General features: G+C 44.7%; 23 protein-coding genes. 12 read left to right on the top strand and 11 right to left on the bottom strand.

Annotation, left to right across the window (positions count from 1 at the left end):
- The first annotated feature begins 148 nt into the window (after positions 1-148).
- Positions 149-1,954 (top strand): PAS domain S-box protein, encoded by a 1,806-nt coding sequence (locus tag D6V41_RS12915; protein ID WP_136251952.1) that lies wholly within the window; start codon positions 149-151, stop codon positions 1,952-1,954.
- On the opposite strand, the gene D6V41_RS12910 is transcribed toward D6V41_RS12915, so the two are convergent.
- Positions 1,942-4,344, bottom strand: coding sequence for a two-component system response regulator (locus D6V41_RS12910; protein ID WP_168711032.1), 2,403 nt, complete (start codon positions 4,342-4,344; stop codon positions 1,942-1,944). The two genes, D6V41_RS12915 and D6V41_RS12910, sit on opposite strands and share 13 nt — an antisense overlap.
- Positions 4,345-4,520: 176 nt before the next feature.
- Here D6V41_RS12910 and dusC point away from each other — a divergent pair, with 176 nt between their 5' ends.
- The 5 genes from dusC to D6V41_RS12885 all read left to right on the top strand — a co-directional run bounded on the left by dusC (position 4,521) and on the right by D6V41_RS12885 (position 9,950).
- Entirely contained in the window at positions 4,521-5,450 is a 930-nt protein-coding gene (gene dusC / locus D6V41_RS12905) for a tRNA dihydrouridine(16) synthase DusC (protein ID WP_136251950.1), read from the top strand.
- A gap of 151 nt (positions 5,451-5,601) precedes the next feature.
- Entirely contained in the window at positions 5,602-7,011 is a 1,410-nt protein-coding gene (locus D6V41_RS12900) for an amidohydrolase (protein WP_136251949.1), read from the top strand.
- The gene (locus tag D6V41_RS12895) at positions 7,008-8,303 is read left to right on the top strand and encodes an amidohydrolase family protein (RefSeq protein ID WP_179952559.1); all 1,296 of its coding nucleotides are present in this window, start codon (positions 7,008-7,010) and stop codon (positions 8,301-8,303) included. Before D6V41_RS12900 ends, D6V41_RS12895 begins: the two co-directional genes overlap by 4 nt.
- Positions 8,304-8,508: 205 nt before the next feature.
- On the top strand, positions 8,509-9,279 hold the full coding sequence (locus tag D6V41_RS12890) for an exodeoxyribonuclease III (protein ID WP_136251948.1): 771 nt from the start codon (positions 8,509-8,511) through the stop codon (positions 9,277-9,279).
- Positions 9,280-9,353: 74 nt separating this feature from the next.
- Positions 9,354-9,950, top strand: a complete 597-nt coding sequence (locus D6V41_RS12885; protein ID WP_136251947.1) for a Uma2 family endonuclease — start codon at positions 9,354-9,356, stop codon at positions 9,948-9,950.
- Positions 9,951-10,039: 89 nt separating this feature from the next.
- On the opposite strand, the gene D6V41_RS12880 is transcribed toward D6V41_RS12885, so the two are convergent.
- On the bottom strand, positions 10,040-10,735 hold the full coding sequence (locus tag D6V41_RS12880; protein ID WP_421907810.1) for an arylesterase: 696 nt from the start codon (positions 10,733-10,735) through the stop codon (positions 10,040-10,042).
- A 1-nt stretch (position 10,736) separates the two neighbouring features.
- On the opposite strand from D6V41_RS12880, the gene D6V41_RS12875 reads away from it, so the two are divergent.
- Together D6V41_RS12875 and D6V41_RS12870 are read left to right on the top strand one after the other, a co-directional pair.
- Entirely contained in the window at positions 10,737-11,456 is a 720-nt protein-coding gene (locus tag D6V41_RS12875) for an ABC transporter ATP-binding protein (protein ID WP_179952558.1), read from the top strand.
- Complete coding sequence (locus tag D6V41_RS12870) at positions 11,453-13,969, top strand: ABC transporter permease (protein WP_136251945.1); 2,517 nt, start codon at positions 11,453-11,455, stop codon at positions 13,967-13,969. The genes D6V41_RS12875 and D6V41_RS12870 overlap by 4 nt, the downstream gene beginning before the upstream one ends.
- Before the next feature lie 67 nt (positions 13,970-14,036).
- Here D6V41_RS12870 and D6V41_RS12865 read toward each other — a convergent pair whose 3' ends face one another.
- Together D6V41_RS12865 and folX are read right to left on the bottom strand one after the other, a co-directional pair.
- On the bottom strand, positions 14,037-14,927 hold the full coding sequence (locus D6V41_RS12865) for a TIGR01777 family oxidoreductase (protein WP_136251944.1): 891 nt from the start codon (positions 14,925-14,927) through the stop codon (positions 14,037-14,039).
- A gap of 6 nt (positions 14,928-14,933) precedes the next feature.
- Positions 14,934-15,299: a dihydroneopterin triphosphate 2'-epimerase gene (gene folX, locus D6V41_RS12860; RefSeq protein WP_136251943.1), complete on the bottom strand. Its 366-nt coding sequence runs from the start codon at positions 15,297-15,299 to the stop codon at positions 14,934-14,936.
- A gap of 93 nt (positions 15,300-15,392) precedes the next feature.
- Here folX and D6V41_RS12855 point away from each other — a divergent pair, with 93 nt between their 5' ends.
- Together D6V41_RS12855 and D6V41_RS12850 are read left to right on the top strand one after the other, a co-directional pair.
- Positions 15,393-16,463 (top strand): AI-2E family transporter, encoded by a 1,071-nt coding sequence (locus D6V41_RS12855; protein ID WP_136251942.1) that lies wholly within the window; start codon positions 15,393-15,395, stop codon positions 16,461-16,463.
- A gap of 12 nt (positions 16,464-16,475) precedes the next feature.
- The gene (locus tag D6V41_RS12850; protein ID WP_136251941.1) at positions 16,476-17,474 is read left to right on the top strand and encodes a GGDEF domain-containing protein; all 999 of its coding nucleotides are present in this window, start codon (positions 16,476-16,478) and stop codon (positions 17,472-17,474) included.
- A 65-nt stretch (positions 17,475-17,539) separates the two neighbouring features.
- Here D6V41_RS12850 and D6V41_RS12845 read toward each other — a convergent pair whose 3' ends face one another.
- Genes D6V41_RS12845 through D6V41_RS12815 form a run of 7 tightly spaced genes read right to left on the bottom strand, consistent with a single transcriptional unit; the run spans position 17,540 to position 24,734 of the window.
- Positions 17,540-17,839, bottom strand: a complete 300-nt coding sequence (locus D6V41_RS12845; RefSeq protein ID WP_136251940.1) for a YciI family protein — start codon at positions 17,837-17,839, stop codon at positions 17,540-17,542.
- Positions 17,840-17,851: 12 nt separating this feature from the next.
- On the bottom strand, positions 17,852-18,697 hold the full coding sequence (gene trpA, locus D6V41_RS12840) for a tryptophan synthase subunit alpha (RefSeq protein ID WP_136251939.1): 846 nt from the start codon (positions 18,695-18,697) through the stop codon (positions 17,852-17,854).
- On the bottom strand, positions 18,697-19,878 hold the full coding sequence (trpB, locus tag D6V41_RS12835; RefSeq protein ID WP_136251938.1) for a tryptophan synthase subunit beta: 1,182 nt from the start codon (positions 19,876-19,878) through the stop codon (positions 18,697-18,699). Before trpB ends, trpA begins: the two co-directional genes overlap by 1 nt.
- Before the next feature lie 10 nt (positions 19,879-19,888).
- Entirely contained in the window at positions 19,889-21,337 is a 1,449-nt protein-coding gene (gene trpCF, locus D6V41_RS12830; protein WP_136251937.1) for a bifunctional indole-3-glycerol-phosphate synthase TrpC/phosphoribosylanthranilate isomerase TrpF, read from the bottom strand.
- A 1-nt stretch (position 21,338) separates the two neighbouring features.
- Positions 21,339-22,370, bottom strand: coding sequence for an anthranilate phosphoribosyltransferase (gene trpD, locus D6V41_RS12825; RefSeq protein WP_136251936.1), 1,032 nt, complete (start codon positions 22,368-22,370; stop codon positions 21,339-21,341).
- Positions 22,363-23,040 carry an aminodeoxychorismate/anthranilate synthase component II gene (locus tag D6V41_RS12820; RefSeq protein WP_136251935.1) on the bottom strand — a complete coding sequence of 226 codons (678 nt, stop codon included), beginning with the start codon at positions 23,038-23,040 and terminating at the stop codon, positions 22,363-22,365. Before D6V41_RS12820 ends, trpD begins: the two co-directional genes overlap by 8 nt.
- On the bottom strand, positions 23,040-24,734 hold the full coding sequence (locus tag D6V41_RS12815) for an anthranilate synthase component 1 (RefSeq protein WP_136251934.1): 1,695 nt from the start codon (positions 24,732-24,734) through the stop codon (positions 23,040-23,042). The genes D6V41_RS12820 and D6V41_RS12815 overlap by 1 nt, the downstream gene beginning before the upstream one ends.
- A 371-nt stretch (positions 24,735-25,105) precedes the next feature.
- Between D6V41_RS12815 and D6V41_RS12810 the strand changes: the two genes are divergently transcribed.
- Together D6V41_RS12810 and D6V41_RS12805 are read left to right on the top strand one after the other, a co-directional pair.
- Positions 25,106-25,951, top strand: a complete 846-nt coding sequence (locus tag D6V41_RS12810; protein WP_136251933.1) for a PHP domain-containing protein — start codon at positions 25,106-25,108, stop codon at positions 25,949-25,951.
- Between the two features lie 272 nt (positions 25,952-26,223).
- Positions 26,224-26,844, top strand: a complete 621-nt coding sequence (locus D6V41_RS12805) for an L-threonylcarbamoyladenylate synthase (protein ID WP_136251932.1) — start codon at positions 26,224-26,226, stop codon at positions 26,842-26,844.

Genomic DNA, 26,844 nt, shown 5'->3' with positions numbered 1-26,844 from the left:
TTTTCGGTGGTTTTTTTGTATCTGACGCTGCCTGATATCTTTTCGTAAACCCATAACCTGCCCATCCCATCTATGGGAATTTTTATCCGTTTACAAACAGGGCGCTTCATCTTAAGCTTCAATAATAATACTTTAGTCGAGAAAGTAGATGCTTAGCCTCACCACAGAGGGATTCAATCAATTTATCGAGAAACTGCCCTCTGTCATTGCCTGTTTTGACGATAAACGACGCTATATTGCGTTGAATGAAGCGTGTGCAGAAGTAAACGGCGTTTCTAAAAAAGATACAATTGGTAAAACCATTGAAGAAGTTCTGCCTGATTTAGTTGACACCCTCAGCCCTATTTTCGATAAGGTGTATTTGCACAATGAGAGTGTCAGCAACAAGTTGATCGAGGGTAAAACACCCGCTTCTGACCAAATTCGTTACTGGTTAGCGAATTATCAACCTTTCGACTTTAGTAACGGTAAACGAGGTTTGCTCGTTACTGCCGAAGAAATCACCAGCGAAGTGTTTGCAAAGCGCTCTGCTGAGACGAACAAGCGTTTATTAACAAACGTGCTAGACAGCCTACTTACATTTGTGGGGCTTTTAGATGTAAATGGTGTCGTGTTAGACGCAAATAAAGCGCCTCTAACTGCAGCAGGATTGAAACTATCTGATGTAAAGGGAAAGCATTTTTGGGACTGCTTTTGGTGGTCGTATTCATCAGCCGTCCAAGCTTCAATAAAACGGGCAATCCATCAAGTACTTTTGGGAAAACCAGTGCGCTTTGATATTGACGCCAGAGTGGCAGATGGTTTTATCACCATTGACCTGATGATGGAAGTCCTAAAAGACGACAAGGGTACCGTCACTCACATTATCCCCTCAGCCATTGATATTAGTGAACGCAAAAAAACAGAGCAACAGCTTAAGTTGTCTCAATCAAGATTTGAGACGGTAATCAATCGAACCATTGATGCATTGGTTGCGTTCGATACAGAGGGCACAATTCAGTTCAGCAATAAACGATTTGAAGAATTAACCAAGCTAAGTGTAGAAATTGGCAAGTCAAAATTTTTCTCTTATATCAATGATCCACGCTTGCATAAACGTTTTGCAGATATTCAAGATAAAATACACACGGTGGGTATTCATGAGGCGATTACTGAAAGCACCCAATATACGCCTCAAGATGTTTGTAGCCTGCTGCCAACAAACACGCCTGTCGAAGTCGCCTTGTCTCCACTTTTAGACGGTAAGGAGGTTTTGTTTCTGGCGACTATTTCTGATGTTTCAGCCTTGTATGAGGCAAATCAAAGCCTTCAAAAAGCCCTTGAGGAAAAAACGGTGTTGCTGAATGAAGTGCATCATCGAGTAAAAAACAATTTGCAGGTGATGTCGAGCCTACTTAATTTGCAAGCCAATGCCGAGTCAACAGACGCTAAAACCCGAGATGCACTTTTAGACAGTCAACGCCGCTTAAAGTCAATGGCTCTAATCCATGAGTTACTTTATGAACGGGAAGATTTTACACATGCCAGCCTACAGCTATTTGTAGATAAGTTACTGGATTTACTTCGAGACTCAATGGCAGATACCCAACAGGTCTCCATCCAAAAGGATTTTGCAACGCAATCGATTGCCATTTCATTAAATCAGATGGTGCCGCTTGGATTCTTGCTTACAGAACTTTTAACTAACGCATTCAAGCACGCGTTTAAAGGAGTAGAAGTTGCGTCACCTACGGTCAGTATCAAAATTTATACATGTTCAGATCTCGTTGATATTATCGTATCAGACAATGGTAAAGGCATGGGCGGGGCAATGCACAAAAACACAGGATCTCTTGGCCAGGAATTAATTGATATTTTTGCGAAACAGTTAAAAGCCACACTCATAAGTACAGATGGGAAAAACAATCAATCAGGCGTGACGCACACCATTTCGTTTCGTACTCATGCGTCCTGATTGCCTAAATATCGCATGAATTCATGCAAAGGCATTGGTTTGGCAAAATAGTAACCTTGCATTCCGTCGCATCCCATTAATTTAAGCGCGTCTAATTCGGCTTGTTTTTCAATGCCTTCAGCGACAATCGTATATCCTAATTCCTTACCCAGCGATACAATTCCGCGAGTAATGATTTTTTGCTCTGCTTGATGACACACTGCCTGCACAAAACTTTTATCAATTTTTATGATGTTGACATTGTAATCATGTAAGCGGGAAAGTGACGAATATCCTGTACCAAAGTCGTCAAGCGCGATCTGAAAGCCCTTGGCTCTTAATTTGTCGATAGTCTTGTCACTTTTTGCCGAGTGAAGGGTGGATTCGGTAATTTCGATCACAAATTCGCTGGCTTTTAGTTCGTGCTGAGCAAGCATATCTTCTACAACAGCAAAGGTTTCTCTATTTTGTAATTGCTTTTCTGAAAAATTGATATTTATGCTGATATCCCCAAACCCGGCATCGTTGAGTTGTCGCTTCGCAAGCATTGCCTCATGAAAGACTTTTATCCCCAAGCTTTGAATTAAAAAACTTTCTTCTGCAACAGGGATAAACTCATCTGGAGGTATAAAGCCAGATGCCTGAGAATACCACCGACACAGTGCTTCAGCTGAATAGACCCTCCCGTTTCGATCAACAATTGGCTGCAAGTGGATACTTATTTCACTATTCTTAATGGCTTGGCGTAAACCTTGTTCAATGAAAATACGATAATGTGTCTCTTCTCCCATACTTGCATTGAAGAATCGATAAGTGTTTTTGCCTGACTGCTTGGCTTGGTACATCGCCACGTCAGCTCTTTTTAGTAGCTCATTGATGTCAACAGAAGCCTCTGCAACGGCAACCCCTACACTGCAGGAAACATCCAGCGTATGCTCACCCACCTGAAAATCACGTTCAAGGCTTTGCATTATTTTATGGCAAATCTGTTCAAGTCCATCTCGATTTAAGTTTCCTGTCAATACAATGACAAACTCATCCCCTCCTATTCGAATAAGGGTATCCTGATCTCTGAAAATCTGTCGTAAACGAGACGCAAATTCAGCCAGCACTTTATCGCCAAGTTCATGACCTAATGTGTCATTAATCTGTTTAAAAGAGTCTAAATCGATAAAAAATAATGCAGCGTCAGGTCTGGAATCATCTTCCGTTTTACTTAAATTTTCCAGTGTCCTATTAAGAGCCGCGCGATTGCCAAAGCCGGTAAGGCTATCGCTGTAGGCTATGTGACTGAGTTTTTTTTCAGCAGCAACCAGTTCACTTACGTCGGTCAACGTTAAAATGATATGTTCATCTGTACCGCTTAATTGAAGATCACTGGCAGTTAGGAGCGCATCGATTGATGAGTCGTTGTGACGCTTTACTTTCACCCGCTTTTGAGACAAGGCATCTTTACTCAGTCCATCCAAAAAACTGAGATCATCCTTTCTGTCATGCAATAAAAATTTGTCAATTGGCTGCCCAAGAATGCGCTCTTCATTCAGACCAACCAAATGACAGAAGGCAGGATTGACCTGAATAATTTCTTCTTTATCGTTTAAAATCAAAACGCTTTCTAACATCTGATGCAGCACAGAGTCGGATACGAGTAACTCATCCAAATTCTTCTGTACATCGGTTACATCCTGAACGGCGCCAATTTGGACTTTATCACCATCAAACAAGACTTGGCTGAGGTATACGTCAACGTACTGGTTGAGGCTGTTGAGTTTGTTCTGCAAACGCGCTCTACGAGAAAAGGGTTCTCCTGCAAGCAATAAATGATTTAAATCCTTGGCGTCTGAAGGGGCAAACAAGGCTAAAAACGCGGCTTTATCCATATTTTGCCTAAATCCTAAGGCGCGCAAGTCTTTAGTGTGTTCATTTAACTGAAATTGATGAACAGAACGGTCGTATTCCAGCACTCCCATATCAGCAACTTGTAACGCGACCTTTAATCGTTTTTCTGATCTTTCGAGCCTAGCCTCAAACTCATGCCTGACCAGAGCAGTATTAATTACTGCTTTTACTTCTCGTATGTTATAGGGCTTTAAAATGAATCCATAAGGACTTGTTTGTCCGGTCAGTTCAATTATTTCATCGCTAGAGTAGGCAGTTACATAGATGACAGGGATATTACTGCTCTCACGAATTCGCTTTGCAGCAGAAAGTCCAGAGCCGCCAGATTCCAGGTTAATATCCATAAGAATGACATCCGGTTTTTGCGTGAATGCAGTATTGACGGCTTCTTCTTCGCTGGCGGCTAAATCCAGTACACGATACCCAAGCCCTTGCAGTTCTTTAGATAAATTCAGAGCAACAATAAGTTCATCTTCAACAATTAAGACACTAATGTCCTTAACTTCTTTCACACACACCTCTAAATTTTAATGTGAATATTGCACGATATTAAATTGCTTGGACCAACCCGACTTATCATGCCTGTCGTTCAGCGTCTAAAGAATTGCCTTTTACTGCACTGCATTTCTCAAGTAATATGCTCGCCCGCTTAGTTAAGCATACAAACACAACTTTAGTATAGTTCATCATGAAAATATTTTTAGCTCCCATGGAAGGTGTAGTCGACCACCTCATGCGAGATATGCTCACGCAACTGGGCGGCTTTGACCTGTGCGTAACTGAATTTTTGCGGGTGGTTGAACAGCTACATTCCGATAAGATGTTTTACAAAATTTGTCCTGAACTGGCAAATGGCTGTAAAACGCCCTCTGGCGTTCCCGTGCGAATTCAATTGCTTGGGCAACATCCGCAGTGGCTCGCTGAAAATGCTATAAAAGCGATTGACTTGGGTTCTCATGGTGTGGATTTAAATTTTGGTTGTCCGGCAAAAACCGTGAATAAAAGCAAGGGTGGGGCGGTTCTGCTCAAAGAGCCCGACACGCTTTATAAAATTGTGAAAGCGGTGAGGGAAGCGGTTCCGAGTGAACATGTGGTAAGCGCTAAAATTCGTCTTGGTTTTGATGACAAATCGCTTGCATTGGAAAATGCCGATGCGATTGAAAAAGCCGGCGCAAGTTTATTGACTGTGCATGCACGCACCAAAGTGGAGGGCTATAAGCCTCCGGCTTACTGGGATTGGATCGCAAAAATTAAACAGCAGGTTTCCATTCCCATAATCGCAAACGGAGAGATTTGGCATGCTGATGATGCCCTAAAGTGTCAGATGCAAAGCCAGGTGCAAGACATTATGCTAGGCAGAGGCGCTTTATCTTTGCCTAATTTGGCCGCAACGATAAAATTTTCAGATGCGCCTATGCAGTGGCCTCAAGTAAAAGAATTACTGATTAGATATTCCGGATACGAAATTTTCGGAGACAAAGGCCGTTATTATCCAAATCGTATCAAACAATGGCTTGGCTACTTGCAACGGGAATACTCCGAAGCGCATGAACTCTTTAGTCAGGTTCGCACCCTTAAAGACTCCAATAGTATCGTCTCCGTCCTTCGCCAAGATTAACTAACACGAAATATAGCCTGTGCGACCTACTGGGAAAATATCAGTTCCATGAATAAGGAATTATGGGCGAATCAAAGTTGCAGGAAAGCGCGTAGCGATTTACTCTTATTGCGGTAACTATCATTACTGTGTTATTCACTTAAGGAAAGCTATGCGTTTTACTAATAATAAGAAAGTGGGTGTTGCGCTTGTGTTCTCAGCGCTATTTTTAGCCGCTTGTAGTGACGATAAACAAGAGCAAACAGCACCGGTTTACGACAAATCCAATCCCTTCCCCAGCACTTATCAAAGAATTGAATCGGCACCTGTGGTCATCAGCAACGTCACGATTTTAGATGGTGTCGGAAATATGATTGAACAGGGGGCTATTTTGCTACGCGATGGTAAAATATCGGCAGTAGGTGAAGATGTCTCTATTCCCTCTAATGCGATTGAGATTGATGGCTCAGGCAAATGGGTCACTCCTGGCATTATTGATAATCACAGCCATTTAGGGGTATATCCGTCGCCGGGAACGCAGTCTCACTCAGACGGCAATGAAATGACAGGGCCGGTTACTGCAGAAGTATGGGCAGAACATAGCATCTGGCCGCAGGATCCAGGCTTTCAGCGCGCACTTGCAGGCGGAGTAACAGCACTGCAGATATTACCCGGCTCTGCTAACTTGTTTGGTGGACGAAGCGTTACCGTTAAGAATTTACCGAATCGTACCATTCAGGACATGAAGTTTCCTGAGGCGCCATATGGCATCAAAATGGCGTGTGGTGAAAATCCTAAGCGTGTATATGGCGCTAAAGGCGGTCCGATGACACGCATGGCTAACGTAGCCGGATACCGAAAGGCCTGGATAGAAGCGCAGGAATACAAAGATAAATGGGATGAATACGAATCTGCTAAAGAAGCAGGAACAGCCGGCGATCCGCCAAAGCGTGATTTACGTCTTGAGACTCTGGCAGGTGTTCTTTCGGGCGATATCCTAGTTCACATGCATTGCTACCGCGCGGATGAAATGGCCGTAATGATGGATGTAATGAAAGAATTTGACTATCAAATAGGAACTTTCCATCACGCCGTTGAAGCGTACAAAATCTCTGACAAATTAGCAGAGAATAACGTGTGTAGCGCCATGTGGGCCGATTGGTGGGGCTTTAAAATGGAAGCCTATGACGGTATTCGCGAAAACATTCCAATGGTGCATCAAGCGGGCGCCTGTGCGATCGTGCATTCTGATAGCGATATTGGCATACAGCGATTAAATCAGGAAGCGGCGAAAGCCTGGTCAGACGGAAAACGCGCTGGTATCGACATCCCCAAAGAAGATGTATGGACATGGCTTTCAGCCAATCCTGCCAAATCTTTAGGAATATTTGAGCACACCGGTTCGCTGGAAGCGGGCAAAAACGCAGACGTTGTACTTTGGTCTGGCGACCCGTTCTCAACCTATTCTCAAGCGGAAAAAGTATTTATTGACGGTGCAATGGTTTACGACAGAACGAACCCGGAAAGCTGGCCCGTGAGTGATTTCGAAGTGGGACAAGTTGGTCAAGGAGATGCAAAATGAAACATACATTATTGAACAAGCGCTTTAGTTTACTCGCCTCTGCTTGTCTACTTGCCTTAAGTGCAAGCGCTGTAGCTGAAAAAATAGCCATCACTGGCGCTCAAATTCATACGCTTGGTTCAGCAGGTGTTATCGAAGACGGTACGATACTGATTGATAACGGAAAGATTCAGCAGGTATTAGACGCTGATTCAGTGCCTTCCGGTTATCGTGAAATAGAAGCCGACGGAAAAGTAATAACGCCAGGCTTTATTGGTGCACTGACCTCTCTTGGTTTAGAAGAAGTGAGTTTATCGGCAGGACCAGTTGATGCGCGCGTAGAAGCACTTCCTGTCTCGTCTGTTGGAGCTGCCTATGACGTTCAATTTGCCATTAATCCGGATTCAACCTTAGTGCCTGTAACGCGCGTAGAAGGCTTCACGCACGCAGTGACAGGCATCAGTCGCACCGGCCAGTTATTTAATGGTCAGGGTGCGGTGATTGATTTGGCAGGTGATTTTACAGCGCTTGTTAAAGCCAATGCATTTATGCATGTAAATGTAGGGGATGGCGGCACACACGCTAACGGTGATAGTCGTGCTGCATTATGGGTGGCATTGAATCAAGCCCTAGATGAAGCAGTGTTTGCTGCTGGTACTGACCTAAGCCCAACGGAAGATTGGGAAGGCATGATAACGCGTGCTGATGCAAAAGCGATGATACCGGTTATAAATGGGGAGCTGCCGCTTTTGATAACGGCTGATAGAGCGGCTGATATATTACAGGCATTGGCTTTGAAAAACCGTTATGAAAACTTAAACCTTGTGTTGGTAAACGCGACGGAGGGTTGGCGCGTTGCAGAGCAAATTGCAAAAGCGAATGTACCGGTAATTCTTAACCCTGAGAATAACTTACCAGGTGGCTTTGATCAGATAGGTGCAACGCTTGAAAATGCAGCCAGATTGCACAAAGCTGGTGTGCTAGTTGCCATTGGCATGGATACGCACAACATTCGCCTGGCGCCACAGCATGCAGGAAACGCAGTGGCTAATGGATTGCCGCACTCTGCTGGCTTAGCCGCAATCAGTCTAAATGTGGCAAAAATCTTTGGGTTAGATGACACACTCGGCAGTCTGGAGTCGGGCAAAGAGGCATCTTTGGTGATTTGGACAGGCGACCCATTAGAAGTCACCGAGGCGGCTGAGCAGGTATTTATTAAAGGCGAGCCGGTTGAAATGACTTCGCGACAAATCAAACTTCGCGACCGTTATTTAAACCGCGATCCGGCTAAACCGGTGGCGTACTCTAATTAGCCTTTAGCCTCTGTATCTGCAGCAAAAAATAAGGACTGTGGATGCGAATAGTGCTCTCTTGCTTTGTTAATTTGCGACGAAAGTAGAGGGGCCCCTCTGCTAAGCAAATTAACGATGCTGGAGAGCATTTATCGTGGGCCTAGTAGCTTCCCTGCGTTAGCGATGCCGCTTTATTTGGTATGCAGATCTTTAAACAGGAAAAAAAATGAGAATAGTAAGTTGGAATGTAAATGGCATTCGTGCCGTATTAAAAAAGGACTTTTTTCAATCATTTGAGGCTTTGGCGCCTGATATTATTTGTTTTCAGGAGACTAAAGCACAGTGTGAACAAGTGGCCGAGGCCATTGGCAGTGTTGAAGGTTACGAACTTTTCTCGCATTCAGCAATCCGTAAAGGCTACTCTGGCACAGCTATTTTAAGTAAGGCATCTCCCGTTAACGTTGAATATGGCTTGGGTATCGAAGAGCATGACCAAGAAGGGCGCGTTATTGCGGCTGAATTTGATAAATTTATTTTAGTTACCGTTTATACGCCTAATTCAGGTAACGAACTGAAGCGTCTGCCTTACAGGCAAGAATGGGATGCGGCGTTTTTAGCACATCTGAAAAAGTTAGAGGCGAAAAAGCCAGTGTTGGTGTGTGGTGATCTTAATGTTGCGCATAAAAATATCGATTTGGCTCGCCCCAAGGAAAATTACAATAAAAGCGCAGGCTTTACCCAAAAGGAAATTGACGGCATCGACAATTTAGTTGAAGCAGGTTTTGTCGATACTTTCAGGCATCATTACCCGGACACGACAGACAAATACACATGGTGGAGTTATCGTGCGGGGGCAAGGCCGCGAAATATCGGGTGGAGAATTGATTATTTTCTGGCTTCCAAAGCATTATTACCCATGGTTTGCGATGCAAACATCCATGACGATATTTTAGGATCTGACCATTGTCCAGTTTCGGTTGATTTGAAATTGACTTAAGATAAAGTTGCTCTAGCGTAAACTCAGTCGTTTACGCGCCGGTCCATTAGAATAAGCAGTTCAAAAGGTAGATTATGTCCACGCTGAGTCAAAAGAAAGTCATACGCCCTGATGAGTATTTAAAGGGAGAATTAACAAGCAAGATTAAGCATGAGCTGATTGACGGTGAGGCGTATGCTATGGCAGGTGCATCTGCCAATCATGAGCGAATTAGCCAAAACGTTACGAGACGTTTTGGAAATCACCTTGATGGTTCACCCTGCGAACCTTTTGGCTCTGATATGAAAGTACGCGTGAAAGACAATTTTTATTATCCAGATGTGCTTGTGGATTGTCATTTTGATGAATCAGAGCCTTATTTTACTGAAACTCCCGTGATCATTGTAGAAGTTGTGTCTCGCTCAACGCGCAAAATGGATGAAAAAACTAAGCTTCTGGATTATTTAAATCTTGCGAGTCTTCAAGAGTATGTACTGATAGAGCAAGATGTGGCAGATGTTACTGTATACCGTAAAAACGATGATTGGCGCTCTACCCATTATTTTTTGGGGGAAGAGATTTATTTTGACTCAATTGACTGCACTATTAGCGTTGAAGAAATCTATCAGCGTGTCAAAAACGAAGATGTTCGGCTTTATATCGAAGAACAGGAAGCAGAATATGAAAGTTAGTCCCGCTTTACTTTAAAAGCGGCAGAAAAAAGCGGAAGGCATTTTTAAAACAACCGCTTACCTTTTCTAGCAACTCTTTATTACCTTTTTTATTTACTTTCCCTGATTAGAGGCAATAACTTTGGGGCTAAAAACTCCACGATCATCGGCTGCGCTTCGGCAGTTGGATGGATGCCGTCGTTTTGCATCAATGTTGGATTAAGCGCGATGTCTTGCAAGAAAAACGGCAGCAGAGGCACGTCATATTCTTCAGCTAGTTCGTGATAGTTTTGCACAAAAAGCTCGGTGTATCGTCGACCGTAGTTAGTGGGGATTTGAATTTCCTGTAGAATAACCTTCACATCATTTTTAAGCGCAAGTTCTATCATTTCAGCAAGATTTTGTTTAATTTTGGTCGGATTATGGCCTTGCAAGCCGTTATTGCCGCCAAGTTCGATATAAAGATGAGTAGGCTCATGCAACTCAAGTAAGCGAGGTAATCGAGCCAGTCCACCGTCGCTTGTATCCCCGCTAATTGCTGCGTTGATCACTTCTATCGGTTGATTTTGTGCCTCCCAATAATCTTGCAAAAGTGCTACCCAACCTTGGTCACTTGTTAAGCCATAGGCTGCACTTAAGCTGTCGCCTAGCACCAGCAATTTACAGGTATCGACACACGCGCTTACATTTTTGTCATTATCAGGCGCGCTTATCGCTTGATCTGAATGAACGATAAACGGGAATAAAAGACTAACGAAAAATAAAGATTGAACAACGCTTACCAACTTTCGAGAGAACAAAGACACTATGACGAAGGCCTCCACCATTATTGAAACAAAATCATTAATTAAAAAAGTGACTACGAGCGAAGGCGAATTACAGATCCTTCAGCCTATCACCTTTAGCGTAAAGCAGGGTGAGTCGGTGGCTATTATAGGGGCATCTGGCTCGGGTAAGTCAACATTGTTGGGTTTATTAGCCGGACTTGACGAGGTCAGTGGTGGTCATATCATGCTAGATGGTGCGCCACTTCATGAAATGGATGAAGAAGCGCGAGCAAGAGTCAGAGGTGAAAAAGTTGGCTTTATCTTTCAAAGTTTTATGTTGGTGCAAAGCTTAACGGCGCTTGAAAATATTATGCTTCCAGCCGAGATTGCCGGATTAGACAAGCCAAAGCAGCGCGCGCAGGAAATACTCAAACAAGTTGGCCTTGATCATAGAGCGCATCATTTTCCAAACCAGCTTTCGGGCGGCGAACAACAGCGTGTTGCGATTGCCCGCGCATTTATCACCAATCCTAAAATTCTCTTCGCTGATGAGCCTACCGGTAATCTTGATTCAAGTAATTCTCAAAAAGTGGAGGAGCTTTTGTTCAAACTCAATCAAGAGTCAGATACAACCCTGGTTTTGGTGACGCACGATGATGAGCTTGCCAGTCGCTGTGAAAGACAGTTACGCATGAGTGCAGGCGAGCTTAAAGAGGAAACCCAGCCGCTTAAAGTCGTTGCTGGAGGACAAAACGGATGAAGATGGCCTTCACGCTAGCTTGGCGTTTATTTAAACATGAGGCGCGGCGGGGCGAATTGACGATCATTTTGCTTGCCATTGTCTTATCGGTTGCTTCTGTCTTATCCCTTTCTTTATTCTCAGAGCGTTTACAGCAAGCCCTTACCGACAGAAGCGCGGAATTTATTGCCGCTGACAGTCAGCTTCGCTCAAGAAACCCGGTAGATGATGCATGGATCCAGGAAGCCCGAAATAGAGGCTTGGGTACCGCTTTTCAGATATCCACTCGCTCTATGGTATTTGCTGGCGACGAGCTTGCACTGTCAGATTTACGAGCAGTTGATGAAAACTACCCATTAAAAGGAAATATAAAAATAACACAGCAGGCTTTTGGCGAAGGAGAAGTGACGCAGGCCTCTCCTGCACCTGGGGAGGTATGGATTGACTCTCGCTTGTATCAGTTGCTTGGCGTTGAAAAGGGTAGCCAGATAGAAGTTGGGGATGCGACTCTCACCGTGACCGAAATTTTAAGTGAAATACCGGATGCAGGCTTTAGCGTGTTTAACACCGACCCCATGCTGTTAATGTCATCAACAGACGTGCCTGCTACCAACATCACAGGTCCTGGTAGTCGCGTGAGCTATAAGTACTATTTCACCGGAGAGGCCAACGAACTTGATGATTATTACGAGTGGCTGCGTCCTCAGTTAAATAGGGAAGTGCATCGATGGACCAGTATTGAAGATGACGAATCACCCATTGGTCGTTCAGTTGCCCGGGCGGAAGAATACTTTTTACTTGCTTCACTACTGGCGATTGTCTTGGCTGCAGTTTCTATTGCGGTGGCTGCGCAACGTTATTCTCAGCGTCACTTTGACCCTGTCGCAATCATGAAAACCTTAGGTGCCAGTGGTGCCATGGTACGCAAAATTTACTTAATGCAAATTTGCTTTATTACCATATTGGGAATTTTGATTGGTGTGATTGCCGGTTATTTAATCCAGCAGGCGGTAGTTACTTTGCTGGCCGGACAGGTCGAGGTCGCGCTTAATACATGGTACTGGCGTCCCCTCGGGATAGCGGTCTTCACCGGCGTTGTATGCGCGCTATTATTCTCGCTTTACCCGCTATTGCAGCTATTTTCTGTTCCGCCACTACGCGTGCTGCGAAAAGATATTCAGGCGACCTTATCGTCAAGAGCGTTGCAATTTGTATTCTCAGGCTCTGCTGTCTTTTTACTTATGTGGACCTACAGCCAAAACTTGCTTATCTCCAGCATTCTGTTTGCTTCCGGGATTATTCTGGTAGTGAGCTTACTGGGTATGACATATTTATTAATTATGCTCGGCAGAAAATTGGGGGCAGGTAGCATGGGAGCCTGGACACTGGCATGGGCGCGTATACGCCGACGCGCTATGGGTAATTCAGTGCAATTAATCAGTTTTGCTATCACTATCATGTTGCTGCTTGTTGTGCTTGTCATGCGCAACGACATGGTAAAACAATGGCGAGACCAGCTACCGGAAGGTACGCCGAACTATTTCATTGCAAACGTTACTGAATCGCAAAAAGAAGCTTTAAAAGAGCACTTCACAAAAAATGACGTGCAGTACGAGAAGTTTTACCCGGTCGCTCGAGGGCGTTTTGTTGCAATCAATGAAGAGCGCATCCGCACTGAAATTACCAAAGAAGATGAAGAAGTGGCAAACGAGGGGCGACAAGGTCTTGGCCGTGAAGCAAACTTAAGCTGGAGCACTGAACTTCAGCGAGGCAATGTCATAGTCGAAGGTCAATGGCATGACGATTGGCAAGAAGGCGAGCCAGTTCCGATTTCTGTTGAAACTGAAGTGGCAAGTCGGCTCGATATTGAAATGGGCGATGTACTGACCTTTAACATTGGCTCAGAAGTCGTCTCTGCGACCGTTACCAGTATGCGTGAAGTCGACTGGCAAACCTTACAACCAAACTTTTTCTTTGTTCTACATCCCAAAGCCATGGAAAATTTCAGTGCAACCTACATCACAAGCTTTCATCTTGATGAGTCGCGCAAAAATGAGATCTCACGCATTATGGCGCCGTTTGCAAGCGTGACACTTTTTGATGTGGACGCGCGCATCAATCAGTTGCGAGAGATCATCGATCAGGTCTCCATGGCGGTAGAATTTATATTGGTACTGGTGCTTGTCGCAGGGGCTTTGGTGCTCATTGCGCAGGTGCAAGCCAGTATGGATGAAAGGTTGCAGGAATTAGCGATATTACGCACGCTTGGTTTAAAAGGCTCGAGCATTCGCTTTAGTGTAATCAATGAGTTTCTCATTATCGGCACGGTTGCAGGACTTATGGCTGCACTTGCCAATGAGTTCAGTCTGTATATGCTGCAAACGCAAGTATTCCAAATGCCCTTTGGATTGCATGTGGAATATTGGGCAATCGCACCCACCGTGGGAGCAGTGGTAGTAGGACTACTTGGAGCAATCGGTTGCTGGCGCTTGTTATCGCTTAACACCGGTCATTTGCTTAGGAAAATGGTGTAGGGCGTTAGCAAAACGCCCTCTCAAAAAAAAGCCTTCACAATGAAGGCTTTTTAATGTCTATGCTTAATTAGCGCAGGTCAAGCGAATCCAGTGCGTCCATCAACACCGGGTAATTAAAATGGAAGCCAGCCGCTTCAAGTCGCATGGGAATGACTTTCTGTCCATAAATAACCAGTTCAGAAGACTCGCCCATAAGCAGCTTAACTGCAAAGGTTGGTGTAGTAAAAATGCAGGGTCTGTCGAGGCGCTTGCAAAGTTTATGGGCAAAAAATGCATTGCTTGCAGGTTTTGGAGAAGTGAAGTTAAACGGACCTGAACATTGTTCATTCTCGATGAGAAACTGAATGCCACGTACCATATCGTCAATATGGATCCACGACATGAACTGTTTGCCGTCGCCGATGGGCCCGCCCAAACCTAAGCGAAAAGGCATAAGCATTTTACTTAGCGCACCGCCATCATCAGATAACACAACGCCTGTGCGTAAAATGCAGGTGCGCGTTTGCGCCTGATTCGCAATGTCTTCCCACTTTTTACACACTTCTCGGCTAAATTCTTCGTGAAAGTCGTTAAAGTCTTCAGTAATGGGTGTATCACCCTGACGACCATAAAATCCAATGGCTGAACCACTGATAAATGTCTCAGGTTTAGACTCTGACTTGTTTATTAATTCGACCAAACGAGATGTGATATCCCAACGCGAGGCACAAATGCGTTGTTTTTGCGAATCGCTCCATCGACTGTCTGCAATAGGCTCACCTGCCAGATTTACAACAATGTCGATATTTTCTAAATTGCTTAGATCTTCAATTTCCATTGCCTGTATATCGTCACCTAAAAGCCGTTTTGCGCGCTTCGGATCCCGACTTATCACACTAAACTGATATTTACTTTTAAGTTTTTCAATCAAATGACGACCAATAAGTCCAGTGCCGCCCGTAAGCAATATGTGTTTCATAAAGGATTAGTCCTTAGTACAGGAGATCGCAAGAGAAACTGAGTCTGAGAATCTCAGTGCATGAGGTTTATCCACCTCGGCCTCTGCAAAGGTGACCCATGGATGCTCCGCTGCAATTGCCAATACATCAGCGGTCAGTTTCTCCAGCAGTGAAAAACGATTATCTTCAACTAAGCGAATGATCGCTTTGGTAATAGTTTTATAATTAAGCGCATCGTCCATATTATCAGTATCGGTGGCGCGTTTCGCATCATATTGAATAATCACATTAATCACGACGTCTTGCTGATTTTTAATTTCATCTTCATTGATACCTATGTAGGTACGAAGACGTAGGTTTTTGATGCGAATTGTGGCTAGATTTAAGTTCATTGAGATACTGCGTCCTTATTGTTTTACTGGTATTCTTAGCGATTATAGTCAGATATTGTCCTGTTGGACCTCATTAATGGATCTCAGACCATCATGGATTTAAATTCTTCGTCAACGACCAAAACCTTATTAGTGATGGCCGCCATTGTTATTGTCTTAGCTGGCATTAAAGCTGCGAGTGTCATTGTTATTCCCTTACTGCTTTCTGCTTTTATTGCAATTGCTGTTAGTCCGCTTATTAACTGGTCAGCAAAGTATAAAGTGCCTCGATGGATATCCATTACTCTAGTTATACTGCTGATGGTGGTGATTGGTTTCATGCTGGCAGGGCTAATTACGCAATCTTTGGCTGACTTTAGACAGAATATGCCGATTTATCGCGAGCAATTGTCAGGCGAGTTTGCCTGGGTGATTGAACGTCTGGCGCGTTTTAATATTCATATTAATCCGAATTTGCTTCGCTCTCATCTGGATCCGGCAACCGCTATGTCGGTAGCAACAAACTTTATCACCGGCATGGGCACGGTATTATCAAATGTGTTCTTAATCTTGTTAACCGTCCTATTTATGTTGTTTGAAGCTGAAAGTATGCCTCGAAGAGTGCATGTCGCCATGGCAGATCCTGATATGAAGATGGGCCACATCGACAAATTTCTGGTGTCGGTAAACCAATATCTTGTGATAAAAATGCTGGTTAGTATGGGAACTGGCCTTCTGATTGGCCTTTGGCTTTGGTTACTGGGAATAGACCATTTTATGTTGTGGGCAGTACTCGCTTTTATGCTCAACTTTATTCCTAATATCGGCTCTATTATAGCTGCGATCCCCGCCGTATTAATGGCATTTGTTGAATTTGGTTTTGCAAAAGCAGGTTTAACTGGCTTGGGTTTTATTGTGGTCAATATGGTTATGGGGAATATGGTTGAGCCTCGTTTTATGGGCAGAGGGCTGGGGCTTTCCACTTTGGTGGTATTTCTGTCTCTTATTTTTTGGGGATGGCTGCTAGGCAGTGTTGGAATGCTATTGTCGGTCCCACTTACCATGGTCGTAAAAATAGCAATGGAATCGCGAGAAGAAACACGCTGGTTGGCTCTGCTTTTATCCGCAGATGACGAACCGGCGATACCAAAGCAAGAAGGGTTGTTAGGCGAGGATCCTCATTAGGCGAGACATTATATGACTTTGTCGCGTATTGAACAGATTAAGCATGGGTTTAGCAAACACAGTTTAACTGACAAGATTGTGATTGCGGTTTCATTTTTATCATTTTTGGCTGTTGTCCCTATGCTCGTTGCGCGTTTAGTCGAGCAAAACATCGCCATGGTCATACTTGACTCCATTCTCTTAATTGCGTTTTTTGGTATTTGTGTATCTACCTATTTTCATAAACATAGCGAAATCGCGAAATATACCTTAGGTACAATTTTAACGATAGGAATGGCAGGCACGTGCATCTTCGGAACGTCTGCAAACATGTATTGGCTCTATCCGGGCTTTACCGCTATTTTCTTTATGTTTAGTCCAAGTGTTGCCCTGATGCTATGTGCAGGCACCAGCATGATCGTTTTGCCGTTTCTATTGCAGCGATTACCTACAACTGACATTGTCACCTTATACGCAACGCTGAGTACTAGCATCGTTTTTGTGTTTTACTTTGCACGAGAGTTCCGGTCTGCGCATGAGCGATTAACACTGCTTGCAAGCGAAGATTTTTTAACGCAAACGGGCAATAGAAGAGCTTTTCAGTCTAGAGCAGAACTTTGCATAGAGCAGCTAAAACGCAAAGGAAAACCCAGCGTGCTTGTGCTTTTCGATATGGATTTCTTTAAATTGTTAAACGATGAACACGGCCACGTGGTTGGTGACGCAGTGCTACAGGATGTCACGAACATTGTGCAAAGTTGCCTGCGAGTGTCTGACAAGCTTTACCGTTTAGGCGGAGAGGAATTTGCGATTATTTTACACAATGCTAGTGCAGAAGATGCAATGGGTGTGGCAGAAAAGATCCGTGAATCGATTGCGGTCAGACGAGATCGTGAACTACCTTGTTACACGGTTTCATTTGGTATAGCTTCACTAAAAGCAGGGGAGTCATTAACGAACTGGATGAGTCGCACCGACAATGCGCTCTATGAGTCAAAACGCAATGGACGCGATCAAGTCTCTATTGCCTGATGCGCGTCCTATGAGTAAGCAGTAAGCGTAGTTTGCCTAATTTGCGTAATTTGCGTAAAGCGCCATTATGGAAGCACTTTTTTGTAAGGTTTTACGGTGAGGGTATCATAGACATCAGCCGCGGCGTATGGGTCTTCGTTTGCCCATTCAGTGGCTTCTTCAAGGGATTCAAATTCTGCCACTATCAATGAACCGGTAAATCCGGCCGGGCCTGGATCTTCTGCATCAATGGCCGGATTAGGACCTGCAATCACCAGCCTGCCTTGGGATTTTAGTTTTTCAAGGCGGGCTAAATGCTCAGGGCGAGCCTGCATACGACGCGGCAAAGAGTCCGGTTTGTCTTCTGATAAAATCATATAGTACATAAAAACTCCTTTTTATTTTTGCGTAGCCGCTTTCATTGATTGCACAAAGGCCTTTAAAGCCGATAGCATTGCGGGTTTATCATCTAGGTGCTTTTCGATGATATTGACCGTTGCGGAGCCGCTAATCGCACCAGCTGCGCCACTTTGTATCGCCGTTTTGACTTGCTCAGGTGTCGATATACCAAAGCCCAATAAAGGAGGTGCAACCTGATATTGCTGCAATTTGTCGATTAATGCCTTAGCAGGTACATCGGCTGCGGTTTCTGCTCCGGTAACGCCTGCCCGGCCAAGCAAATAGGTGTAACCGGCAGACTTGTCACCAATGGCGCTTAAGGTTTCATCTGAGGCATTCGGCGGAGCAATCAGAATTTGCTGAATGTTATGCGCTTTCGCAATATTAATAAATCGGTCGGCTTCACGAAGCGGTACATCGGCGATTAAAATAGAATCTACGCCTGCCTTACTGGCAGACAGATAAAATTCATCGACGCCTTTTGCCAACACCAAATTGCTATAAAGCAAAAGACCAATAGGAATATCAGGAAATTCGGCTCGCACTTTACTGATAATTTCAAAGCAATCACCTGGACGCACTTTGCTTTTTAAGGCGCGAATGCTTGCCTTTTGGATAGTAGGACCATCAGCAATCGGGTCGGAATAAGGAATGCCCAGTTCAAGCGCATCCGCACCGCCTTCAATAAGCGCTTTAATGATTTCAAAGGACGTTTCAGGTTCAGGATCGCCTAGCATAACAAAGGGAACGAAGGCACCCTGTTCGACTTCATTCAAACGTGAAAACATTTTGCTATAGCGCGCGCTTCCGTCAAATTTGGCGCTTTGACTGCGGGTTTGCTCCATTATAGTTTGTCTCCTAAAATTTTGGTTACATGCGCTAAGTCTTTATCACCTCTGCCTGATAAATTCACGACGATTATTGTTTCTTCTTCCGCTTCTTCAGCCATGTTGAGTGCGTGAGCTAAGGCGTGAGAACTTTCAAGCGCAGGAATAATACCTTCTTTGCGAGCAAGCAGTTGAAAGGCGTTGAGTGCCTCAGTATCGGTGACTGCAAAATATTCCGCCCGGCCAATGTCATGCAAATAGGCATGCTGCGGTCCTACAGCGGGATAATCTAAGCCTGCACTAACTGAATAGGACTCTTCGATTTGACCGTCGTGATCTTGCATGATGAAAGTAAAGGCTCCGTGAAGAATACCTTTTGTGCCGGTACAAATAGTCGCGCCATGCTCTTTGGTATGAACGCCTTTGCCCGCCGGCTCAACGCCTATCAATCGCACGTCAGGTTCGTCTATAAAGTCTGCAAACATACCAATTGCGTTAGAACCACCGCCAACGCAAGCCACCACTGCATCGGGCAGACGACCTTCTTTTTCCATGATTTGCGCACGCGTTTCTTCTCCAATCATGCGATGATATTCGCGCACAATGGTAGGGAAGGGGTGGGGACCGGCTGCCGTTCCCAGTAAATAATGCGCTTTGTCGTAAGTCGCTGACCAGTCGCGCATGGCCTCGTTTACGGCGTCCTTTAATGTCCCAGAGCCAGAGTCTACAGGTATGACTTCAGCGCCCATTAACCGCATTCTAAATACATTCGGTGCCTGACGCTCAACGTCTTTGGCTCCCATGTAGATGCGTGCTTTTAAACCCAAAAGCGCACAGGCAAGGGCAGTTGCCACGCCGTGTTGACCTGCGCCGGTTTCGGCAATCACTTCTTTTTTACCCATACGCTTAGTTAAAAGCGCCTGGCCTAATACCTGATTGGTTTTATGCGCGCCGCCGTGCAGCAAGTCTTCACGTTTTAAATATAGCTTTACTTTAGGGTTGGAAACCAAGTTTCTCGACAGCGTCATTGCAGTGGGTCTGCCCGCATAGTCTTTAAGCAATGACATGAATTCTTCCTGAAAGCCTGGGTCATCTTTTGCGTCTAAAAACGCTTGTTCCAGTTGATCCAGTGCAGGAATAAGTAACTCAGGGACATACATTCCCCCAAAGTCACCAAATTTTGTGTCCAGTTTATTCATGATCAATCCTCTAAATTCTCAGCGACGAAAACAGCGCTTGAATCTTTGTAATGTCTTTTTGCCCTGGCGCTGATTCCACGCCGCTATTTACATCTATACCGCTTAAGCCAATTTGCATTGCATCTTTTGCATTTTGCGGATGAATGCCGCCAGCAATCATGGCTTTTTTATTTAGCTCTATGGATTGTAAAAGTGACCAATCAAAGCTTTTGCCTGTGCCGCCAACTTGTGTCCCAATTTTACAATCCAATAAAAAACGCTCTATAGAAGCATCTGCCGCTATATAAGTATCCAGCTTTTCTTGAAGTGTCTCAGCACTTTCTTGCTCAGTCACGCTCACCACTTTCCATATTTGTGTTGTGTCACCCAAAGCTGGCTTTAATTCACTGATGTAGTCGACAGATTCGTTGCCATGAAGCTGCACAACATCTAAATCAAGCTGGTGGCTGTACTGAATAACCTGAGATAAAGGCGCATCAACAAAAACACCAACAATCGCACCTTTGAATACGTCTTTTACCGCTGCAACGATACTTTTTGCCTGCTCTATGGATACGTAGCGTGGTGAATTTGGCGCAAAAATGAGTCCCATATACGATGCTTGTGTTTGAGCAATAGCCTGCGCATCACTTATTTGCGTCACCCCGCATATTTTCACTTCGCCATAGGCCAGTTGAAACACAGCTAAATCAAGATTGCTTTGTGCCATTAACGATGAGCCAACCAAAAAACCGTCAACGAGCTGATGCAGGCGGAGCAGATCCTGATGGGTATAAATGCCCGATTCAGAAATAATCACGCCATCAAAATTGCTGTTTCGTATAATTGGAACCAGCTTTTCAGTAGTGGCTAAGTCTGTAGACAGGTCGCGCAAATCCCGATTATTGATGCCGATAATTTTTGCACCGAGGGCAAGTGCACGATGCGTTTCGTCTTCGTTACTGACCTCAGTTAGTACTTCCATGCCCAATGAGTAGCAAAGCCTTGATAGTTCAGAGTATGTGGCATCATCAAGAACAGAAAGCATCAATAAAACAGCATCTGCGCGGTAATAACGGGCTAAGTAAATTTGATAGGTATCTATAAAAAAATCTTTATTTAATACGGGTTGACTTACGCGCGATGTAACATATTCAAGGTATTCAAACTTGCCTTGAAAGTACTTTTCGTCAGTTAAAACTGAAAAACAGGCCGCTTCTTTTTCGTAGCTGGTGACAATTTCACGTAAATCAAAATTTTCACGAATAAGGCCTTTGGAAGGTGAGGCTTTTTTACATTCAAAGATAAAACCGGCTTTTTCGCCACCTTTCTTGCCACCTTTCTTGCCACGTATGGCTTGAATAAAAGACTTCGTTCCTTTTTCGAGCTTATGTTTAAATTCACTCAGTGGAAAGGCTTGTTTTCGGGTCTCGATTTCATTGCGCTTATCGGCCACTATCTTGGCTAATACATCTGCCACATTACACCTCTTCTTGACTAATTCTTGCAGCATGTTCAATGGTACGAAGCCCTTGGCCTGATGCCATTACATCCATGGCTTTTTCAAAACATGCTTTTTGCGATTGCTGATTGTCGTTTACCCATAAAAGCGCCGCTGCGTTTAATGCGATAGCGTGTCGATGCGCAATTTTACCCTTTCCACTTAAGACTTGTCGTATCGCATCTACATTTTCAGCAGGTTCGCCTCCCTGAATGGCCTCTATAGGGGCAGGCTGCGCGCCAAAGGTTTCTGCGTTAAGGGTAGTCGAAACTATATCCTTGCCTCTGATGTGGCGGACCTGAGTCTCACCGTGTAGCGCTATTTCATCAAGGCCATCGCCATGAACAACCAGCGCATTTTCATGACCCAATGTGCTTAATACCTGTGCATAAACATCCAATAATTTCGGGGTATATACTCCATAAACACCGTGACTGGGTCGAGCAGGATTGGCCAAAGGACCGAGTATGTTAAATAGGGTACGGGTTTTGAGCGTGGTGCGCACCGGCATCGCGTGCGCAACGCCGGCATGATAGTTAGGCGCCGCGAGAAAACAAATATTTGCTTCGTCTAAGCAGCGTCTGGCGGTGTCGGGTGTCATCATCAAATCCATACCAAAACCGGCAAATAAATCTGACGATCCCGACTTGCTGGATACACTGCGATTGCCGTGTTTGGCAACTTTTACGCCGCAGGCGGCCGCTACTATCGCCGCCGCGCTTGAGACGTTAATGGTGTTATGACCGTCTCCACCGGTGCCAACAATATCACTAAAGGCATAGTCAGGGCGAGGAAAGGCTTTGGCGCTATGTATCATCGCTCCCGCTGCACCGGCGATTTCGTCAGTGGTTTCACCTTTTATTTTAAGTGCAATTAAAAGTGCACTTAAACTTATGGAGTCCATCTGTCCTTGCATAACCAAAGTAAACAGAAAACGAGATTCATCCAGGCTTAAGTGAGCGCCTGAATACAGCTTCTCGAGCAAAGATGCGGTGTTGTAAGCATTATCCATGACTACCTTCCTGCTTGAGTGTTTGGGAACAATTCACTTGGCTTTTGCTATCGATTTGGCTTGGCATACGGCTCGATACCAAATACAAGATCGCCTGTTTCAGCAATCGACTGCCTTGTGCGGTTAATATCGATTCAGGGTGAAATTGAAAGCCGAGCATATTATCAGAGGGATGATGCAATGCCATAGGTAATTGTTGGATGTGCGCAATCACCTGCAAACAATCGGGTACGCGTGTGGCAACAAGTGAATGATACCTTGCAATGGAAAGCGGCTGAGGTAGTTTTTCAAACACTGCTTCAAAGCTATGTTGCATAAGTGACGCTTTACCGTGCATAACATCTTCTGCCCGGCCAACCTCTCCACCGTATGCTTCAACAATGGCTTGATGGCCTAAACATATTCCCAGAACCGGGTACTGGCCCTTTGCTCGTTCGATGACCTGCGGCATATTACCGGCATCTTTGGGTGCACCTGGTCCGGGCGAAAGCATTAGCAAAGTAGGGCCTTGTGTTCGATAGCTTTCGAGTTGAGCAAACACAACACCCACATCTACGCTGTTTCGAAACACTTTTAATTCTACCCCAAGCACTCTGAGCTCATCCACCAGGTTATAGGTAAAACTATCGTGATTATCAATTAAGACCACCTTGACGTTTTCAACGTCCATTACACCTCCTCCCTGTTTGGCGTCGCTGCTTGACGGTTGTTTTCAACATTTGCGATGTTAATATCTTCATCAAGTGCTTCATTAGCGGTGAGAATGGCATGAATAACGGCCTGCGCCTTGGCGCGCGTCTCGTCTGCTTCTGATTGCGGGATAGAGTCTTTCACCACGCCTGCACCCGCCTGTATATACGCTATCTCGTTTTTGACAAACGCACTTCGAATAACAATGCAGGTGTCAAAATCACCTTGGCCATTTAAATAGCCAACGGCACCGCCGTAGCTCCCGCGCGTACATTGTTCGGTGTCCCGGATTAAACTGGCCGCTGATATTTTTGGCGCACCCGTCAGTGTCCCCATGTTCATGCAGGCTTGATAAGCATGCAGGGCATCCAAATCATTTCTCAGTTGCCCCACTACTCGAGAAACAAGATGCATAACGTGCGAGTAGCGGTCGACTTTCAATAAGTCTTTTACATAACGCGTGCCTGGTTCAGAGACCTTGGCAACGTCATTTCGGGCAAGATCTACCAGCATAATATGCTCGGCTTTTTCTTTTTCGTCCTGCTGGAGATTAAGTTCTAAACGGCTATCTAAATCCAGGTCGATACTGCCGTCAGCACGTTTGCCTCGCTCTCGTGTGCCCGCGATTGGGTAGATCTCTACCTGATTACTTTGTTTTTCGTATTTTAATGCAGACTCTGGTGAAGCACCAAACATGACAAAATGCTGGTCGTACAAATAAAACATATAAGGCGAAGGGTTTGTTTGTTTTAACCGCTTGTAGGCCAGCATCGAGTCGGTGCAGGGGAGTGAAAAGGTTCGCGATGGCACTACTTGAAAGATATCTCCATCAAGAATATGCTCCTTTAGTGTCAGAACGTCATCGCAATACTGCTCATCCGACTTATCGACTTTTAAGTCTTCTATGGTGGGCACATGGCTGGGCAAAAAGTGCTCGTTGGATGCGTTCTCAAGGGTTCTTTTCAGGATTTCAAGGCGTTGTTGAATATCGAAATATTGCTGGGCAACATTTTCTCCGCTAAATACACTGCCAAGAATTTCAGTTGAACAGGCCTGATGGTCAATTAGAACTAAGGTTTCTGCCAAATAAAAAACATAGTCGGGACAGGAATTATTACCTTGCTTAACATCAGGCAGTTGCTCAAAGCTGGCAAGTAAATCGTAGGCAAAGACCCCGCCTAAAAACACCGCATGCGGATGCGCTCTTAGCGCGTGTATTTCGCGCTGCAAGCTGCGCAACACATCCAGTACATAACTTTGTTTCAAGCGGGAGTCTTCGTCAGTATTTTGATCAAGCTTTGGGAATTGCAAAAACAGTGTTCTGTTGGCGTCATCTGATGGGTGATTCAACTGCACAGTTGACTCTTGATTTAAATCAGTTTGCTTAATAACAAAGTGATTAAGACTTGAAGATAAAAGGTCAATAAGTGACTCACCATTAGGCGTCAGGCTTTCAACCATCACGTGCTGTCCCTTACATTCGATACGCAAGGCAGCGTCTACTAAAATCAGGCTTTTAAGGTTATCTTTGCTGTCGATTTCAGCTGATTCAAGCAATATGCTATTCGGCTTGGCGAGGGCTTTGAAACCAAGCAGGGGATCGGCAATGTAGTCACTTTCAACGCGAATGGTTTCGACTTTGCCGGGTACGGTGCCCAAGTCCACTAAACTCATGCTTTTTTCCTGTTAATTAAAATATTCATTCCCATTTTCTTTTTGTTTGTAGTCAAAATAAGCGATGTGTTCGGGCCCAAAAACGAAAAAGACCCGATAAACGGGCCTTTACAACATGCACAAAAATGCAGCCAGCCCTAGGGTTGGTTGCTCCACCACCAAGTAGCTACAACGCTTGGAACGTAGCTTGTCTTGATTAGATTGGTTTTACTTATTTGCATGTAGTCCTCTTAATTTTGCCCCTATAGAAGATAATAATTGGCGGTTGATGTCAAGACTCTTTTTTACGATAAAACGATTTTCTTTCGCATAGAACTTGATGAAAATGGTAAGATGGATGAATCAATCACGCCAGTAAATATTGCCAATTCGTGTTAAGAATCGATTTACACAGCCACACCACCTGTTCAGATGGCGCATTAAAACCATCTGAGCTCGTTATGCGCGCCGGACAAATGCAGCTTGATGCGCTGGCTATTACCGATCACGATACAGTTGCTGGGATTGACTTAGCGAAACAAGCGGTGATTGAGCAAGGCGCGAAGTTAAAAATCATCAGCGGCGTTGAACTATCTACTGCATGGCATGGATTTGAAATTCATATACTCGGTTACAACGTAGATGAAAGCGATGAGCGCTTTTTAAACCGTTTGAAGCAACAGCAGCAAACCCGTCAAGAGCGAGGCATGGCAATTGTTGATAAGCTCAACAAAGCGGGCCTTGCAATGGATTATGATGAACTTGCGCAATGTGCAAAAGGCGTCATTTCAAGGGGACATATTGCTCAAATGCTAGTTAAAAAGGGCGTATGTGAGCATCCGCAGCAAGCTTTTTCGCGCTATTTGGGTAAAAACAAAAAAGCCTACGTTGCACCTAAATGGATTGATATTAAAACCGCCGTCTCTTGGATTATCGATGCCGGTGGGCAGGCATCAATTGCGCATCCGTTTCACTACGATATGACGACAAAATGGCTTCGGCGTTTAGCCGCTGAATTTGCATCGTACGGCGGGCATGCAATGGAAGTACAGCATCCTAATCTTGCCAAACCCAAACATGATTTGATGGTGTCGATTGCTAATGAACAGTCATTATTGGCAAGTGTCGGGTCTGATTTTCATGCGCCGGGTCGATGGACGGAATTGGGCAAACGCTTGACCCTTGCGGACAATATCAGGCCCATTTGGCACGATTGGCAGTTAAGCAATGAGGCTTAATAAGAACCCAGTGAACGCATGCTTTGTTTTTGGCGGCGAAACTAATGCAAAGTGAAGGAGGTCTCAAAATAAAGACGCTTCAAGCTCATCCGTGAGAAGCATGACGAAAAACATCCTTGTTTTTCGACACTTTATTTTGAGACCTCCTTCACTTCACGCGTTTCGCTTCGCCAACAACAAAGCATGCGTCCACTGGGTTTTTACCAATTGATGTAACTTCTAACACATTACTTTTTACTTACCCTTCGCCATTACTTTGGTATACTTTACCCATGAGCCAATTTTTTTATATTCATCCCGATAATCCTCAGGTGCGTCTTGTGCGTCAAACCTGCGAATTAATTCGTCAAGGCGAAGTTGTAGTTTATCCAACCGACTCTGGCTACGCTATTGGCTGTCAAATGGACGACAAAAAGGCGCTTGAGCAGATTTGCCGCATCCGCGATATCGACAAAGACCATAACTTTACGCTGATGTGTCGCGATATGTCTGAACTGTCGGTTTATGCGCGCGTGGACAATACCGCCTTTCGTCAGATAAAAAACAACACGCCTGGTCCTTACACCTTTATCCTTAAAGCCACAAAAGAAGTGCCAAAGCGATTGCAAAACCCAAAACGTAAAACCATCGGTATTCGTGTGCCGGCAAACAATATTGCATTGGCAATACTGGAAGAGCTGGGTGAGCCTTTAATGTCGACAACCCTGATTTTACCTAATGCAATAGTGGCTGAAAGTGATCCCGATGAAATCAGAGACAAACTTGAAAAGCTGGTGGGAGTCATTATTCATGGTGGTTATTTAGGTGAGCAGCCCACTACCGTGATTGATATGTCTGAAGGTGGAACAACGGTTATGCGCTATGGAAGCGGCGATCCAAGTCCTTTTGAATAA

Source organism: Ningiella ruwaisensis, from assembly GCF_004798935.1.
Taxonomy (GTDB): Bacteria; Pseudomonadota; Gammaproteobacteria; order Enterobacterales; family Alteromonadaceae; genus Glaciecola; species Glaciecola ruwaisensis.
Note: the sequence above shows the minus strand (reverse complement) of the source record. Positions and strands in the feature narration are given on the sequence as shown.